Origin of the sequence: Bradyrhizobium diazoefficiens (genome assembly GCF_016616885.1) — a bacterium.
Lineage (GTDB): Bacteria > Pseudomonadota > Alphaproteobacteria > Rhizobiales > Xanthobacteraceae > Bradyrhizobium > Bradyrhizobium diazoefficiens_F.
Window position 1 is genome coordinate 580,626 of record NZ_CP067102.1, and the last position, 15,363, is coordinate 595,988.

Below are 15,363 nucleotides of genomic sequence, written 5' to 3' on the forward strand. Positions count from 1 at the left end.
CAAAGTCACTAAGTGGAAAGTGAACGCGACAAACGAAAGGGGAGGCCGGTTTCCCTGCCTCCCCTGGAGCCTTCGATCTCTTTTGATCTCTGGACTCCGCCGGTTCGGTCAAGGACCCGGCGGACTCCAAATGATCCACCGTCTATTCAGCAGCCTCTGCGAGCGGGAGCACCGCTACAAAGGTGCGTCCGTTGGCTTTGGCCTGGAATTCAACACGACCCTCGATCTTGGCGAACAGAGTGTGGTCAGTGCCCATGCCGACATTAAGGCCGGGATGCCAGGTGGTGCCGCGCTGACGTGCAATAATGTTGCCGGGAATCACGTGCTCCCCGCCGAACACCTTGACGCCAAGGCGCTTACCCTTTGAATCGCGACCGTTGCGCGATGAACCGCCTGCTTTTTTGTGAGCCATGGCTCGTCTCCGAAATCCTGCGTATGTCTAGGTCAATTCCTTGACGGAATCATTTCAAAACGTCTCACGCATCAATTCGTGAATTGGCGTGATCGGTTTATGCGGCGTCGGCTTCCTTGGCCGCTTCCTTTGCGACCTTTTCCCTCTTCGGACGCGGGCCCTTGGTGGGCTTGGCGTTGTCAGTCAGGATCTCGCTGACGCGCACGACCGTGATCTCGTCGCGGTAGCCGCGCTTGCGGCGCGAATTCTTGCGGCGGCGCTTTTTGAAGGCGATGACCTTCGGCCCGCGCTTGTGGTCGAGCACCTCGACGGCGACGGATGCGCCGGCAACCGTGGGCAGACCCAGCACCGGCGTATCACCGCCGACCACCAGGACTTCGCTCAGCTGCACGATCGTGCCGACTTCGCCTTCGATCTTGCCTACTTCCAGAACATCATCCGGAACGACGCGATACTGCCGGCCGCCGGTTTTGATGACTGCGAACATCGTTGTTTTCCTTCGTGTTCAATCCCGGCCTCGCGACGAGATCGTCGGGGCCGGCTTTTTGTCAGTCGCTATGGGTTTATGCGCGTTTTGTGCGGGCGGGAGTTATCCCTTTGAAAACCCACGCAAAAACAGGCGGCGCGAGAAACGCCCCGCGCCGGTTGTGGGACTTATAGCCGCCAGCCGCTGGGAGTCAAGGAAAAGCGGGCGAAAAGGCCCGGATTTGAAGGATTTGGGCCATTTCCACGCGAGCCATGAATCTCGCTCCGCGCAGCAACCAACAGGTTCCCCCGCCGTTGTCCTCGCGAATTCGCATTCGGGCAAGGGTTTTCCATGGCAACGGACGAATTGGTCAAGACGACGGGCATCGCCCAGCACGGGGCGAGCCGGCTGCCGTCGGTCGATGTCGACAGCTTCAACATCGAGATCAAGGACGACGAGGGCTTTCTCGGCGACCGCGCCAGCAAGGGCGCGTTTCGCGAAATCCTCGAAGAGTGGCGCAAGCCGCTCCGCAAGAGCGGCGAGGACCCCTTCGGCGACGAGCCATCCGACAAGATCAGCAAGAAGGCGCTCGACGCCGTTCTGGTCGGCGACGATACGGAGGCCACGGCCGTCGTGCACAGCGCGATCGAAGACTTCGCGCAGGAGCTCGCTTACGTCACACGGCGATTCCTCAAGACCAAGGCATGGGCCAAAACCGAGTGCATCGTGGTCGGCGGCGGCTTTCGCGCCAGCCGGCTCGGCGAAATTGCCATTGCCCGGGCCGAGATCATCCTCAAATCGGAGGGCTTCAAGGTCGATCTGGTGCCGATCCGCACCGATCCGGATGATGCCGGCCTGATCGGAGCCGTGCATCTCGCGCCGTCCTGGATTTTCGAGGCCTATGACAGCATCCTCGCGGTCGATATCGGCGGAACCAACATCCGCTGCGGGATCGTCGAGACCCGCTGGAAGAAGGCGCCGGATCTGTCCAAGGCGATCGTCTTCAAATCCGATCTGTGGCGCCATGCCAGCGATGAGCCGAGCCGCGAGGCCGCGGTGAAGCGGCTGGTCAAGATGCTCGAAGGCCTCATCGAGGACGCCGAAGCCGAGGGCTTCAAGCTCGCGCCCTTCATCGGCATCGCCTGTCCCGGCGTGATCAACGAGGACGGCTCCATCGAAAAAGGCGCGCAGAACCTGCCGGGCAATTGGGAGAGCAGCAAATTCAACCTGCCGGCGAGCCTGGTCGCGGCTATCCCGCGGATCGGCGAGCACGACACCGCGGTCGTGATGCACAATGACGGCGTGGTTCAGGGCCTCTCCGAGGTGCCGTTCATGCAGCATGTCGAGCGCTGGGGCGTGCTCACCATCGGCACCGGCCTCGGCAATGCGCGCTTCACCAATCGCCGCAACGACAAGAATGGTGGCAACGGCAAGGACCGCGATACTACGGACAATGGGAAGAAGAAAGCCAAGGAAAACAACAAGAACGGCTAGAAGGCCGACAAGGAGTAACCTTGACTGGTTAGGTTAAGGGATGGATTGCGTTGCGGGAAGCTGCCTGCACGCTAGGGTCGAATCGTCGCCTCACGCAGGTCTGCGAAGCCGCCCTTCCTGACCAGCATTTCGATGAAGCGGCACGGGACCGCCAGTGTTTACCGCGTCTGGCGGTCCCACCCGTTCTCCTGGGCTTCTAGGATTCAACTCCAGCCGATGCGCTGAAAGAACGCCGCGATCTCCGTCGCCGCGCGATCCGGATCCTCACGGTGGGGGAAGTGTCCGACGCCCGGGAACATCGCGAGATCGAGTTCGGCAAACGTCTCTCCCAGTCGGTCGGTCCAGGCATAGGGAAACAGCGGATCGTGCTCGGCCCAGCGCACGCAAGTCGGCACATCGATCGGCGGCAAAAGCGGCGCTTCGCCCTTCATCATCGCGACGCGCGCCGAATGCGACGCCCGATAATGCGCAAAGCCGCCGGCAAGGTTGCCATCCCTAAAGAAATTGTCGCCGAAGAGGTCAAGGACGTCGTCGAACACGTTCTTGCGGTGGGCCCAATTCTGCAGGAAGTGCGCGATATAGAGCCGGCAGCTCTCGCGGCTCGCGCCGACGAGCGCGGGCGCCATCTCCATCTGGTGAAAGGATTGATACCAGATGTGGTTGAGCCGGTCCGGCGCCGCCATCCGCGGCCCGATGCCGGGATAGACGAAATCGAAGAAGAACAGCCCCGCGAGCCGCTCCGGCGCCCGCCGGGCCAGCGGCTGCATCGCCGCGCCGCCGACGTCGTGGCCAACCACGGCGAATCGGTCGATGCCGAGCCCGTCCATCAGTCCCAGCATGTCGGCCGCATGGCCGTCCGGCCCAAAAGCCCCGTCCGGCTTGTCGCTGTCGCCAAAGCCGCGCAGATCCGGCGCGATCAGCATGAAACGGTCCGAAAGCCTGGAGATCACCGGCTCCCAGGTCAACCAGAATTCCGGCCAACCATGCAGCAAAAGCAGCGGTTTTCCGGCCCCGGCGCGGACCACATGGAATTTGGCGCCATTGGCGGAGATCGTCAGGTGCTCCATGGCAGTTCCTTCCCAAATTGAGAGCGTTTTCAAGCGAAGTGGACGCCGGTTCGCGTCAAGAAAACGCGTCAAAACAAGAATCCCCAGTGCCGTTCCGATTCTATCGGAACGGGACTCGAGGAGGGGTGGATGAAAGAGGCAGCGGATTTTCCCCTTTCGCGCCTTGTCTGGCCCGCCATCCTCGCCTATTAACGCCCCCAACCACAGGGGCCCTGCTCCTACTATGGCGCCTTCAGGAGAGGTGGCAGAGTGGTTGAATGCACCGCACTCGAAATGCGGCATAGGTGCAAGCCTATCGGGGGTTCGAATCCCTCCCTCTCCGCCAAATCTCGAATGTCCAGCCCGGAGACATAGGTAACAGGTCGTACCTAAGACATGGGTGACAACCTCGTGCCGAACGGGTTGTCGAAGGGTTGCAGGGTCACTCACTCCACGCATTCGTTGGCATGGCCATTATTGCTCGGCCCGCACTTTCGCCGTCAAGCCCGCGCGCCAAGGGCGCGCCCCCTACGGGGCTTCGGGGGTTGACGGCTCAGCGCGGCCAAGCCGGTGGCTGCCATGCCAAGAATGAGCAAGAGTGCATCTCGGTCAGAGCGACAATGTCGTACCGGGAACATCGGTGACGGGCTTCGGGCCGAATGGATTGTCGAGGGGTTGCAAGGTCTTTTGCTCGAGGTCGAAGTATCCCAGATCGTAGTGCATGAAGCTGACGAGCCAAATGCCATCGTCGACTTCCTTGATGCCGAGCTTCTGGCCGGCCAGCACGCTCGAGATGTTGATCCTCTTGCGATGCAGGCAGAGCCGTCCGCAGGCCGTGACGAGGACGTCGCGGTCATGGAATGGATAGGACAGTTCGGGCAAGCCGTCATAGTGGCGCGGTGAAGCCGCATACAATTCCGCCGGACACTTCATGTCGAGCGCCTCGTGCGGTCTTTCCGTGTTGAATTCGTGAACGAAGGCATCGAAGCGGTCTTGTTGTTGCAGAATATTCGAGCCTGGCGGCCGGGTCGCCTCCTTCTTCAGCGTCAGGTGCATGCGCTCGTGACGGCCATTCTGCTGCGGATGGCCAGGCTTGATGCGTTCGATGGCGATGCCGAGACGAAGCCACCAGACCGAGAGCCTTGACAGGTTGAACAGCGCATTGGGGCTGGCGAACGGTACGCCATTGTCGGAGCGGATCGACAGCGGCAGCCCGCGTTCGGCAAACAGCCGCTCGAACGCCGTAACTGCCAGTTCCTCTCGCGTCGACTCCAGAGCTTCGCACATGAGCAAGAACCGCGAAGCCTGATCGGTCACGGTGAGTGGGTAGCAATAGCGCCCATTGCCGAGCTTGAACTCGCCCTTGAAGTCGGCGCACCAGAGGTCATTGGGCGCAACCGCGGCCGACAACCGCGTGCCCTGCGCCGGGGTCTTCCGTTCACGGGCGCGCTTGACCAGGCCCTGGCGGTCGAGCACGGCATGGATGGTGCTCTTGGCCGGCACCCTGACGTCACCATCCAGCCGCCGGACCAGGAGCTCGCGGATTTTGCGGGCTCCCCAATGTGGCTTCTCGGTTTTCAGGCGTACGATCAGGCTTTCGAGCTGCTGCGGCAGCTGGTTGGCGTAGCGGACCGGCCGCCGCGACCGGTCCGTCAGGGCCTCAAGCCCGTGCTCCTTGTACCGACCAAAGATCTTGTAGCCGGTCTTCCGCGATATGCCGAAATCCCGGCATACGTCCGTCATTGCCTCGCCATCCAACAGCCGGGCAACAAACCGCAGGCGCTCCTCCATCACCGAACTCGCTTTCCACGGCATCCACACCTCCCGCAGAACAAAAGCGGAAAGTGTAACCCATGTGTCCGGTACGTTTTGTCACCTATGTCTCGGGCCGCTCAGAAACTTCCGTAAAATCAGCCTGATGCCGCTCGCGCCGCCAGCACCCTCCGTGCCGTAGCCACGAACGCCTGTGCCGCCGGCGACAGTGATCGGCCCTGCCGCTGCAGCAGCGACACGGGTCGCGTGATCGCCGGCCGCACCAGAGGCCTCGCGATCAGGGTCGGAAACTGATCGGCCGGCAGCATCGTTGCGGGAAGTATGGCAAGTCCCAGTCCCTGCGCCGTCATGGCGAGCGCGGTGTTGATCAGCGTGACTTCATGGGTGGGTGTGAGGCGCTTGCCCTGCGCGCTCAGCGCCTGATCGATCTGCATGCGGATACGTGTCTCGCGCCGCATCGCGATCGTCGGCCACGCCGCAAGCTCGTCCCATGTCAGGGAACGCCGCGCGGCGAAGTCGGCCGTGCGCCGGCCGATGGCGCTTAAGCGCCCGCGGGTCAGGGTCTCGATCGTCATCTCGGCGAATTCACCTTCCACACTGCCGATCGCGAATTCTGCGTCCGTCGACATCATGCGTGGAACGAGATCGTCGGCCGCCATGTCGCGCATGTTGATTTCGATGTCGGGAAAGCTTGCGCGGAATTTTGCCAGTACCGGCGGCAGCAGCGCCGATGCGGTGCCGGCCGACGCCAGAAACGCGACGCGGCCCGCGCGCGCCTGTGCGAGGTCGCGCATGCGCCGTAGCAGGCCCAGCGCATCGCCCAGCATTCGTTCGGCGGCGTGATAAGCCTCGTCGGCCGCCGGCGTCGGCTGCACCGAGCGCGTGGAGCGGTCAAACAGTCTGACGCCGAGCTGGACCTCGAGCTGCTGGATCAGGAGGCTCGCGGCGGATTGCGTAATTCCCAGCTCGCGCGCCGCCCGCGTGATGCTGCGCGTGCGATATACGCCGGTGAAGGCCCGCAGTTGCCGCAAGGTGACGTTCATAGGCAAACCTCATGAATTGATGAGTTCTTTCCGGCTAATCTTATAAGCGGGCCTGCAATAAAATGCATGCTGCGCAAGCGGGCAAAGTCCGCGGCCTTGGGATGGAGATGAGCATGAGGACACAGGTCCTGATCGTGGGCGCCGGCCCCGTTGGATTGACCGCGGCCATGGATCTGGCCTCGCGCGGGGTCGACGTCGTCGTCGCGGAGATCCGCCACGCCGGCGATCCGCCCAACGTCAAATGCAATCACGTGTCGGCGCGCTCGATGGAGGTCTTCCGAAGGCTCGGCGTCGCGGCAAAGCTGCGCGACGCGGGTCTGCCCGCGGACTTCCCGAACGATTGCTCCTACCGGACCACGGCGACCGGCATCGAGCTCTGCCGCATCGACATCCCCTCCCGCGCGCGCCGCTACAGCGCCACCGGCGGCCCCGACACCTGGTGGCCGACGCCCGAACCGCCGCACCGGATCAATCAGGTCTATCTCGAGCCGATCCTGTTCGCTCATGCCGCCACCCAGCCGCGTATCACCATTCTGGCGCGCACGGAAATCACCGAGATCGAGCAGGACGATGACCACGTCGTCGCGCGTGCGCGCAATCTCGGCAGTGGAGAGACGCTTCGCATCGAAGCCAGTTTTGTCATCGGGTGCGACGGCAGCCGTTCGCTTGTTCGCAGGTCGATCGGGGCAAGCCTGTCCGGAACGCCGGTGATCCAGCGTGTGCAATCGACCTTTATCGAAGCGCCGCAATTGAAGGAGTTGATGGGCGCGCACAAGCCGGCCTGGATGGTGCTCTCGCTCAACCCGCGACGCTCGGGCACGACGGTGGCGATCGACGGTCACGACCGCTGGCTGATCCATAATCATCTCAAACCCGACGAGCCGGAGTTCGATTCGGTCGATCGCGACTGGTCGATCCGCGCCATCCTCGGCGTTGACGAGCGTTTCGAGTACAAAGTCCTCAGCAAGGAAGACTGGGTCGGGCGCCGGCTGGTGGCCGATCGCTTCCGCGACCGCAGGGTGTTCATCTGCGGCGACGCCGCGCATCTGTGGATGCCATATGCGGGCTATGGCATGAATGCCGGCATCGCCGACGCCGTCGATCTCTGCTGGCAACTGGCGGCGCATCTGAACGGCTGGGCGCAGGCGTCGATCCTCGACGCCTACGAGGCGGAGCGCCAACCCATCACCGACCAGGTGTCGCGCTTTGCGATGGACCACGCGATGAAGATGATGGCGCAGCGCGGCGGTGTGTCGGCGGAGATCGAGGACGACACGCCGCGTGGCCACGCGGCGCGCGCGGCGCTGGCGAGAGCGGCCTATGATCTCAACGTGCAGCAATATTGCTGCGCCGGATTGAACTTCGGCTATTACTACGACGCTTCGCCGATCATCGCCTATGATGGCGAGACGCCGCCGGCTTATGCGATGGGCAGCTTCACGCCCTCCACCGTGCCGGGCGCCCGCGCGCCGCACGTTTTCTTGCGCGACGGGCGATCGCTCTATGACGCATTCGGGGCGGGATACAATCTGCTGCGGTTCGATCCGGCGATCGATGTGGCGCGATTGCAGTCCGCCGCGGAAGCGCGTGGCGTTCCGCTCGCACTGATCGACATCGCGCCGGACGAGGCCGACGGCGCCTATGCCGAGAAGCTCGTGCTGGTGCGGCCCGACCAGCACATCGCTTGGCGCGGGCAGGCGGCGCCTGAAAATCCGCAGGCATTGTTGGCGCGTCTCTCCGGCGTGGCGGCGTAAGCAACTCATAAAAAGAACCCAGGAGGAGAATGTGTTTCACGTTGCAAGCCGCTGCATTCTGGCCGTGCTGTCCGTTGCGGTTCTCGTGGCGTTCCCGCTGCAGGCAGTCGATGCGGCCTATCCCGAGCAGTTGATCAAGATCATCGTGACCTTTCCGCCCGGCGGCAGCGCCGACATCGTCATCCGCGCGCTCGAGCCGCTGGTTACCGCCGAGCTCAAGCAGAGCCTGGTGATCGAGAACCGCGCCGGCGCCGGGGGCAACATCGGCATGGCCGCTGTCGCGCAGGCCAAGCCGGATGGTTACACGCTCGGCATTGCGCCGGCGGGCGCGCTGACGGTGAACCCGCACCTCAATTCGTCGATGCCGTTCGATCCGAAGGATCTCGCGCCGATCACGCTGCTTGCGGAAATTCCCTTCGTGCTCGTCTCGTCGGCCGACATTCCAGCGCACAATGTTGCGGAGGCGATCGCGCTTGCCAAGGCAAAGCCCGGCGCGCTGTCGATCGGCCATGGCGGCAACTCGACCGCGATGCATCTGACGGCCGCCCTGTTCACGCAGAAGGCTGGCATCGACATGGAGCTGGTGCCGTATCGCGGGACGGCGCCGGCGACGGTCGACGTTCTCGCCGGGCACGTGCCCTTCGCGGTGCTGGATATCCCCGCGTCAATGCAATTGATCCTAGACGGCAAGCTCAACGCGATCGGCGTGTCGTCGGCACGCCGCGTTCCATCCCTGCCCAAGGTGCCGACGCTCGCCGAGAGCGGCATTGCCGGCTTCGAATCCGTCGGTTGGTTCGGGCTGGTCGCTCCTTCAGGCACGCCTCCCGGCATCGTTGCCAGGTTGAATGAGGCCTTCGTAAAGGCCCTGAAGGACCCGTCGGTGGCCGAGAAGATCCGGACCCTCGGCGCAGAGCCCGCACCGACATCGCCGGAAGAGTTCGGCCGCTTCATTCAGAGCGAAAGCACGAAATGGGGCAAGCTCATCAGCGAGGCCGGCATCAAGGCGAACTAGCCCCGAGCTCACGTCAATCCGGCTTCTCCAGATCGCCTCAGATCCTGGCGGAATATTCCTGGAATTGTGGATATGTACCGGAGCGGTGATAGGTTGAACCTGTCACCGGCGCGGTCCGACCAATCTTCCGCGGCCGGCAGGGAGCCAGTGATTCAACGACGATGTTCGATAAAACTTACCGACAGCGCCTCGAAACTGATCTTGCGCAGTGGGAGGCCGATGGCGTGATTGCGCCGGCGGCCGCCGCGTCCATTCGCAATGCGCTGCCGCCGCTTTCGCCGGGCATCAACATCGCGGTTGTCGTTGCCATCGTCGGCGGCCTGTTGATCGCGGCCGCATTCCTCGCCTTCGTCGCGGCGCACTGGACCGAGATTGCGCGGCTGCTGCGCTTTGCGATTCTGCTTGCCGGCATGATCGTCGCCGGCGGTCTTGGCGCGTGGTTCGCCGCGACAGGCCGGATTGTTCTCGCCGATCTCTGCGCGAGCATCGGCGCCATCATCTTCGGCGCGGGCATCGCTCTGGTCGGCCAGATGTATCATCTCGGCGACGATTTTGCCGGCGGCATGCTGTTGTGGTCGATCGGCGCCTTCGCCGCAGCGCTGCTGACCGGCTCGCGCGGCGCACTCGCAGTCGGGCTTGCCGCCGCCTGCATTTGGACCTGCATGCGCGTCTATGATGCGCCGGACGCCCTTCACCTTCAGTTCGCGGTGCTCTGGCTCATTGCCGCCGCTGTCGCGTTCGCGTGGAATTCTCGGGTCGCCGCTCACCTCGTTGCGATCGCGGTGCTTCCATGGTGGATCGCGACGTCGCTTCGCTACGACTTCGACGCTGCCCAGCCAACCTTCGTGCTGGCGAACGGCGCGGCCCTGCTGTTCGGCGCCGGGCTCGCGATCGCCGCGGCGCCGTCGCCGCGGGCGCTCCGGCTTGGGTCCGTCCTGGCGGCCTACGGCGCGTTCTCGCTGGCCGTCGTCGCCTTCCTGGAGGTGACAACGGTCGTTGACCTCTTCCGGTTTCGGACCGGCACGGCGCCGGCTCAGCCGCTATGGGCAATTCTGTGCGGGATCGCAGGCGTGATGCTTGCGCTCGCGTCCGCCGGCATCACCAGGCGTCCCGGCGAAGTCCTGGCCGCATGTGCGATCGGGCTCGTGCTGCTCGCGGCTCCGCTCTGGCCTGCAGGCCGAACCGGTGATCCATGGTTCGCTTATGCCGCGCTGCTCTGCGCCATGCTGTGCCTCGTCGTCTCCGGCGTGCTCGATGATGTGCGTCCAAGGATCGTTGCTGGCTGGCTCGGGATCGCCGGCGTCATCGCTGCGATCACCTGGGCGGTGAAGGGCTCGCTGCTGCGCCGCTCGGCCTTCCTGGCGGTGACTGGCGTCGTCGCCGTCGCATTCGCAACCGCGCTCAATCGCGCGCTGCCGAGGGCCACGCGATGATCGGGTCGATCACAAAATTCTGGGCCCGCCTCCCGAAAGCCGTGCTGTTCGGTGCCGCCATCCTGCTTCAATGCGCGATATTGGTTCTGATGGTCGCCGATCGCGTACGGATCCTGCGCGAGGGTACCGAGGTGACCTTGCAGACCCGGCCCGTCGATCCCCGCGATCTCTTGCGCGGCGACTATGTCGTGCTCGGCTACGACATTTCGCAAGTGGCGGCAGGTGCGCTCGCGGGGCAGCCGACGGCCGAGCGCAATCCCGTCATGTTCGTCAAGCTCGCGCCTGATGCCAACGGCCTCTATCAGGCCGTTTCCGTGCATGCGGAGCCTGTGACGGTCACGGCGCCTGAGGTGCTGATCCGGGGCCGCATCGTTTACTCCTGCGGCTCGACCAGCCGCACCTTCTGCGACAAGCTGCAGATCAGATACGGCCTCGAAAGCTATTTCGTGCCGGAAGGCGAGGGCAAGAAGCTCGAGCAGGCCCGCAACCAGCAGAAGCTGCGCGTCGTCGCCGCCGTGCTGCCCTCGGGCCGCGCCGCCATCAAGCGGTTGCTGCTCGACGGCGAGCCGGTCTATGAAGAGCCGTGGTACTAGCGGCTGGGCCGCGCCTTCAACGCCCGTCGCAGCACGTCCCACATCCGCGGATCGCTCATATGCGCCACGTTGAACCGCATGGCATTCGACGCCGATTGCGACACGCTGAACACATTGCCCGGCGCGAGTACCACGTCCTGTTCGAGCGCGGCGCGCGCAACCGCTGTGGCATCCTGCCCGTCGGCGAGGCGGCACCAGAGGAAGAAGCCGCCGCGCGGTATCAGCCATGGCTCGATGCCCAACGCCCCGAGTTTTCGCGCGATCTCTCGACGAGTCCGCGTGAGCTTTTGCCTGAGCTCGTCCATGTGCTTGCGGTAGCCGCCGCCGGCCAGGACTTTCGCGATGATCTCGGTTGCGACCGGGCTCGGGCCACCAAAACTGGTCGCGACCTGGAGATCGACGAGATGCTCGACCCAATCGGCGCGCGCGGCGATGTAGCCGCAGCGCACCGAGGCCGACAGCGTCTTGGAGAAGCTGCCGATCCGGATCACGCGGTTCAGTCCATCCAGCGCGGCCAAGCGCGGCGATCGCTCCGGCTCGAAGTCGCCAAAAATGTCGTCCTCGATGATGGTGAGATCGTGCGCGGCGGCCGCGGTCAACAGCCGGTGCGCGGTCTGAAGCGAGAGCGTCGCGCCGGTCGGATTGTGCAGCGCTGAATTGGTGATGTAGAGCCGTGGCCGCTCGCTGCCAAGAATCTGCTCGAAGCGCGCGACATCGGGGCCCGACGGCGTGTAGGGTACGCTTACGATTTTCGCCTGATGCGCGCGCAGCAGCGCACGGAAATTGAAGTAGCAGGGATCGTCGACCAGCACGGTGTCGCCGGGACGAAGCAGGAAGCGGCAAATCAGGTCGCTTGCCTGCGTGCCCGAACCCGTCAGCATCAGCTGGCTGATCGAGGCCTCGATCTCGTCTTCGGCGAGGCGCGCGAGCAGCAGCCGGCGCAGCGCGAGCGAGCCGGATGTCGAGCCGTAATTGGTCAGCACGCTCGCGTCGGTGCGGGCAAGCGCGCGGGTGCCGCGCCGCAGCGCCGCTTCCGGCATCCACTCCGGTGGCAGCCAGCCGCAACCGGGTTTGGGCACGGCCGCGTCAGCATCAAGCGATTGCCTGGAGACCCAGAACGGATCGACCGCCCGGTCGCGGCGCGGCTCGACCTCGGTCAAGGCGAACGGCGGCGTGACCGTCGGTGACACATAGAAGCCGGAACCGCGGCGAGCGCGGATCAGCCCCTCGGCGGCGAGGCGATCATAGGCTTCCACCACCGTGGACGGCGAGACCCCCATCACGGCGGCAAGGCTGCGGATCGACGGCAGGCGGTCGCCGGCACCGAGCGCGCGTCCGGCGATCTTGGCGCGGATCGCGCTCATCACGTCGATGGTCCGGGTGCCGCCGCGACCCTTCGAATGCGCCTCGCTGTCCAAAGTGTACGACCTTCTGAACCCATACAGTTTCGCCAGATTGTACTGGATTGTCACTGGTCTCGCCACCGCCGGAGCCCGAAGATCGCAACTCAAGGAAGTGGGACGGACATGCAACCTGCGGGCAGCGGCTGGGGCAACGGGCTTCTTGGCGTCATCATCTTCAGCGGATCGCTACCGGCGACGCGCGTCGCGGTCGGCGGCTTCTCGGCGCTGTTCTTGACGTCGGCGCGAGCAATCATTGCGGCGCTGATCGGCGCGGCCGTGCTCGGCCTGCTGCGCCAGGCTTGGCCGGAACGCAGGCATCTCGCCTCGCTGACCATCGTCTCCATCGGCGTCGTGGTCGGCTTCCCCTTGCTGACGGCGCTGGCGCTCCAGCACATCACCTCGGCGCATTCGATCGTGTTCATCGGCCTGCTGCCGCTGTCGACCGCGGTCTTCGCCGTGCTGCGTGGCGGCGAACGGCCGCAGCCGCTGTTCTGGCTGTTCGCAATTCTCGGCAGCGCCACGGTGGCAGGCTTTGCCCTCTCGAATGACGGCACCGCATCAGTCACCGGCGATCTCCTGATGGTGGCCGCGATCGTGCTGTGCGGGCTCGGCTATGCCGAGGGTGCTGCGCTGTCGCGCCGGATCGGCGGCTGGCAGGTGATCTCCTGGGCGTTGCTGCTGGCGCTGCCGCTGATGCTGCCCGTCATGATCTGGTCCTGGCCGTCGACATGGAGCAGCGTCGGTGCGCCGGCCTGGATCGGGCTCGCTTATGTCTCGATCTTCAGCATGTTCGTCGGGTTCATCTTCTGGTATCGCGGCCTCGCAATCGGCGGCATCGCGCGCGTCGGCCAGTTGCAACAGCTGCAGCCCTTCTTCGGCCTCGCACTGGCCGGCTTCCTGCTGCACGAGCCGGTCGCATGGAGCATGATCGTCGCGACCGCGCTCGTGGTCGTCTGCGTCTTCTTCGCGCGGCGGTATGCCTGAGGCTTTCGCGCATCACGCCTGATCCATCACCGTCCGCGTCAGCGAGCTCCGCGCAAATTTCTTGAGCGGCATCGGCTTTCCGAACAGGAAGCCTTGCACAAGATCGAAGCCGAGCTCATTCGCTGCGACGAGGTCGGCGCGGCTCTCGATGCCCTGGGCGGCAGCGCGTGCGCCATAGCCTTGAGCGAGCTCGACGATGTGACGGCACACCGTGCGCTTGAGACGGTCGTTGGCGCTGCCGGTCACGAAGTGGCGGTCGGCCTTCAGCTTGATAAAGGGGATCTTGTCGAGATCCATCAGCGACGGCCAATTGGCGCCGAGATTGTCGATCGACAGGCCAATATTGTGCAGGCGCATCTCGCGCGAGATTTCGGTCAGGAGCTCGAGATCGCGGATCGCTTCCTCGCTGTTGATCTCGATCGTCAATCCGCCGAACGCAGGATGCGTCGGCACGCGGCGGCAGAGGTCGCGCACGGCCTGCGGTTCCTTCAGATACGATGTGGGCAGGTGGATCGAGAGATCGACCTGGCTTTGCCGCTCCAGCAGATAGTGCCAGTCCTGCACCGCGCGTTCGATCACGAACTCCGAGAGATCGCGCAGATGCGGATCGTGCTCTTCGGGGATGAAATAGGCCGGCGGCACCACGCCCCAGGTCGGATGGCGCATCCGCACCAGTGCCTCGGCGCCGCAGCGGATCAGCGTGCGCGCGTCGATCTTGGGCTGGTACCAGAGCTCGAGCCAGCCGGCATGCAGGGCCTCGCCGACGTGCACGGCCGGGCTCGGCGCCGGCTCGTCCGGCAGCAGCATCGCGACGCGATCGCGCAGCGTCTCCGCGGCAAAGGGCGTGGTGAGCGGCGGCAGCATCGCGAGGCCATATTCCTCCCCGACCTGCTGCACGGCCTTCACGATGATCGACTCGCGGGCGCCGACGGTCAGGACCTTGCCGTCGAAGGCCTCGCGCACCAGCGTTTCCAGAAATGTGCCGGGCTCGATGCCGTCTGCGGCGACTCCGAAAAGAATCAGATCCGGCAGCTCGCCGGCGAGCACGGTCTTCAGCTCGTCGGCGCTGGCACATTCGCTGGTGACGAAGCCAAGATCCTCCAGCACCTCGGCGAGAAACGCGCGCAGATGGCGCTTGCCGTCGGCGACACATGCGCGCGGCGTTACTTTTCGCCGTCCGAAGGTTTTGGGCCTTCGTCCGGCGAGCTCTACAATTTCATCGTTCATCGCAAACCACTCCCGTTCCGCGACCGGTGTTAGCGATGGGAGCAGTTTCAAATAAGGAGGGCTTCGGTCGATTGTTGAATTATCTGGGTAACGTTAAAGCCCCCATCATTTCTAAAATTGTTCGGATCTCGTTCGAGAAGTTTTTACGTCTGTCGGCGCACTGCGCATCCGCGTGCGACAATCATGCAAGATTTTCCCGAACGTGAAGTTCGGCAGCGGGCGCGGCCGTGTCCTGTAATTGGACGAAGCTGCGCGCGCTTCGCCCAATTGAATAATGGACGCCTCAATTGGCTGCGGCTTTGTCGTGCTCGGCCATGCCGACCGGCTTGTAGTCATAGGTCGGATAGAACTCGGTGCGGTACGGGCCCCACGCCGTGTCCTCGATGATGCGGTTGACCTCGCGCAGCCGCGAGGCCGGCAGCCGCAGCGTGACCACCTGGCCGATGCCCATCATCACGTACCAGCTTACGACCTCTACGCCCGCCGGTGGAAAGGCTTTGCGGAAGCCCTGCTTGTCGAGTTGCGCATTCAGCTCACTGAGCGGACGCGACTGGTCGTGCTTGAAGAATACGGTGAGCAGGACGGCATTGTCGGCGGTCGGCGCGGCGTTGCCCGGAGGCGGCGCCGTCTGCGCCATCGCTGGCGAAGTGAGCACGTACGCTCCCATGAGCCACGCCATCACCGTCAACATCAGTCGGATCGATCCCATCGCCAGTGTCCTTT

Annotated in this window: 14 protein-coding genes and 1 tRNA gene; 7 read left to right on the forward strand and 8 right to left on the reverse strand. The window is 64.3% G+C overall.

The genetic code is table 11. The annotated features are described in order from the left end of the window. Positions 1–142: 142 nt before the first annotated feature. A complete protein-coding gene (gene rpmA / locus JJC00_RS02705) occupies positions 143–412 on the reverse strand; it encodes a 50S ribosomal protein L27 (RefSeq protein WP_128962840.1) in 270 nt (89 codons plus the stop codon). A 97-nt stretch (positions 413–509) separates the two neighbouring features. Continuing rightward, positions 510–899 (reverse strand): 50S ribosomal protein L21, encoded by a 390-nt coding sequence (gene rplU, locus JJC00_RS02710; RefSeq protein ID WP_200471231.1) that lies wholly within the window; start codon positions 897–899, stop codon positions 510–512. 330 nt (positions 900–1,229) lie between these two features. Here rplU and JJC00_RS02715 point away from each other — a divergent pair, with 330 nt between their 5' ends. Next, the gene (locus tag JJC00_RS02715; protein ID WP_200471232.1) at positions 1,230–2,372 is read left to right on the forward strand and encodes an ROK family protein; all 1,143 of its coding nucleotides are present in this window, start codon (positions 1,230–1,232) and stop codon (positions 2,370–2,372) included. A 203-nt stretch (positions 2,373–2,575) separates the two neighbouring features. Here JJC00_RS02715 and JJC00_RS02720 read toward each other — a convergent pair whose 3' ends face one another. Next, complete coding sequence (locus JJC00_RS02720) at positions 2,576–3,439, reverse strand: alpha/beta fold hydrolase (protein WP_200471233.1); 864 nt, start codon at positions 3,437–3,439, stop codon at positions 2,576–2,578. A 235-nt stretch (positions 3,440–3,674) separates the two neighbouring features. Between JJC00_RS02720 and JJC00_RS02725 the strand changes: the two genes are divergently transcribed. Next, a tRNA-Ser gene (locus JJC00_RS02725) sits at positions 3,675–3,764 on the forward strand. A 263-nt stretch (positions 3,765–4,027) separates the two neighbouring features. On the opposite strand, the gene JJC00_RS02730 is transcribed toward JJC00_RS02725, so the two are convergent. Both JJC00_RS02730 and JJC00_RS02735 read right to left on the reverse strand, forming a co-directional pair. Then, positions 4,028–5,233: an IS481 family transposase gene (locus JJC00_RS02730; RefSeq protein ID WP_200469653.1), complete on the reverse strand. Its 1,206-nt coding sequence runs from the start codon at positions 5,231–5,233 to the stop codon at positions 4,028–4,030. A 95-nt stretch (positions 5,234–5,328) separates the two neighbouring features. Further along, on the reverse strand, positions 5,329–6,234 hold the full coding sequence (locus tag JJC00_RS02735) for a LysR family transcriptional regulator (protein ID WP_200471234.1): 906 nt from the start codon (positions 6,232–6,234) through the stop codon (positions 5,329–5,331). A 113-nt stretch (positions 6,235–6,347) separates the two neighbouring features. On the opposite strand from JJC00_RS02735, the gene JJC00_RS02740 reads away from it, so the two are divergent. The 4 genes from JJC00_RS02740 (at position 6,348) to JJC00_RS02755 (ending at position 11,026) form a co-directional block, all read left to right on the forward strand. Then, positions 6,348–7,988 carry an FAD-dependent oxidoreductase gene (locus JJC00_RS02740; RefSeq protein WP_246774071.1) on the forward strand — a complete coding sequence of 547 codons (1,641 nt, stop codon included), beginning with the start codon at positions 6,348–6,350 and terminating at the stop codon, positions 7,986–7,988. A 31-nt stretch (positions 7,989–8,019) separates the two neighbouring features. Continuing rightward, positions 8,020–9,000 carry a Bug family tripartite tricarboxylate transporter substrate binding protein gene (locus JJC00_RS02745; RefSeq protein WP_200471236.1) on the forward strand — a complete coding sequence of 327 codons (981 nt, stop codon included), beginning with the start codon at positions 8,020–8,022 and terminating at the stop codon, positions 8,998–9,000. Between the two features lie 161 nt (positions 9,001–9,161). Further along, on the forward strand, positions 9,162–10,433 hold the full coding sequence (locus tag JJC00_RS02750; protein ID WP_200471237.1) for a DUF2157 domain-containing protein: 1,272 nt from the start codon (positions 9,162–9,164) through the stop codon (positions 10,431–10,433). Next, the gene (locus JJC00_RS02755) at positions 10,430–11,026 is read left to right on the forward strand and encodes a GDYXXLXY domain-containing protein (RefSeq protein WP_200471238.1); all 597 of its coding nucleotides are present in this window, start codon (positions 10,430–10,432) and stop codon (positions 11,024–11,026) included. Before JJC00_RS02750 ends, JJC00_RS02755 begins: the two co-directional genes overlap by 4 nt. Here the strand turns inward: JJC00_RS02755 and JJC00_RS02760 are convergent. Further along, positions 11,023–12,390, reverse strand: coding sequence for a PLP-dependent aminotransferase family protein (locus JJC00_RS02760; RefSeq protein ID WP_433996540.1), 1,368 nt, complete (start codon positions 12,388–12,390; stop codon positions 11,023–11,025). The genes JJC00_RS02755 and JJC00_RS02760 overlap by 4 nt on opposite strands. Positions 12,391–12,552: 162 nt before the next feature. On the opposite strand from JJC00_RS02760, the gene JJC00_RS02765 reads away from it, so the two are divergent. Then, positions 12,553–13,413, forward strand: a complete 861-nt coding sequence (locus tag JJC00_RS02765) for a DMT family transporter (RefSeq protein WP_200471239.1) — start codon at positions 12,553–12,555, stop codon at positions 13,411–13,413. Between the two features lie 12 nt (positions 13,414–13,425). On the opposite strand, the gene JJC00_RS02770 is transcribed toward JJC00_RS02765, so the two are convergent. Then, positions 13,426–14,640, reverse strand: a complete 1,215-nt coding sequence (locus tag JJC00_RS02770) for an EAL domain-containing response regulator (RefSeq protein WP_200471240.1) — start codon at positions 14,638–14,640, stop codon at positions 13,426–13,428. A 283-nt stretch (positions 14,641–14,923) separates the two neighbouring features. Beyond that, entirely contained in the window at positions 14,924–15,349 is a 426-nt protein-coding gene (locus JJC00_RS02775; protein ID WP_433996480.1) for a hypothetical protein, read from the reverse strand. Positions 15,350–15,363: the final 14 nt, after the last annotated feature.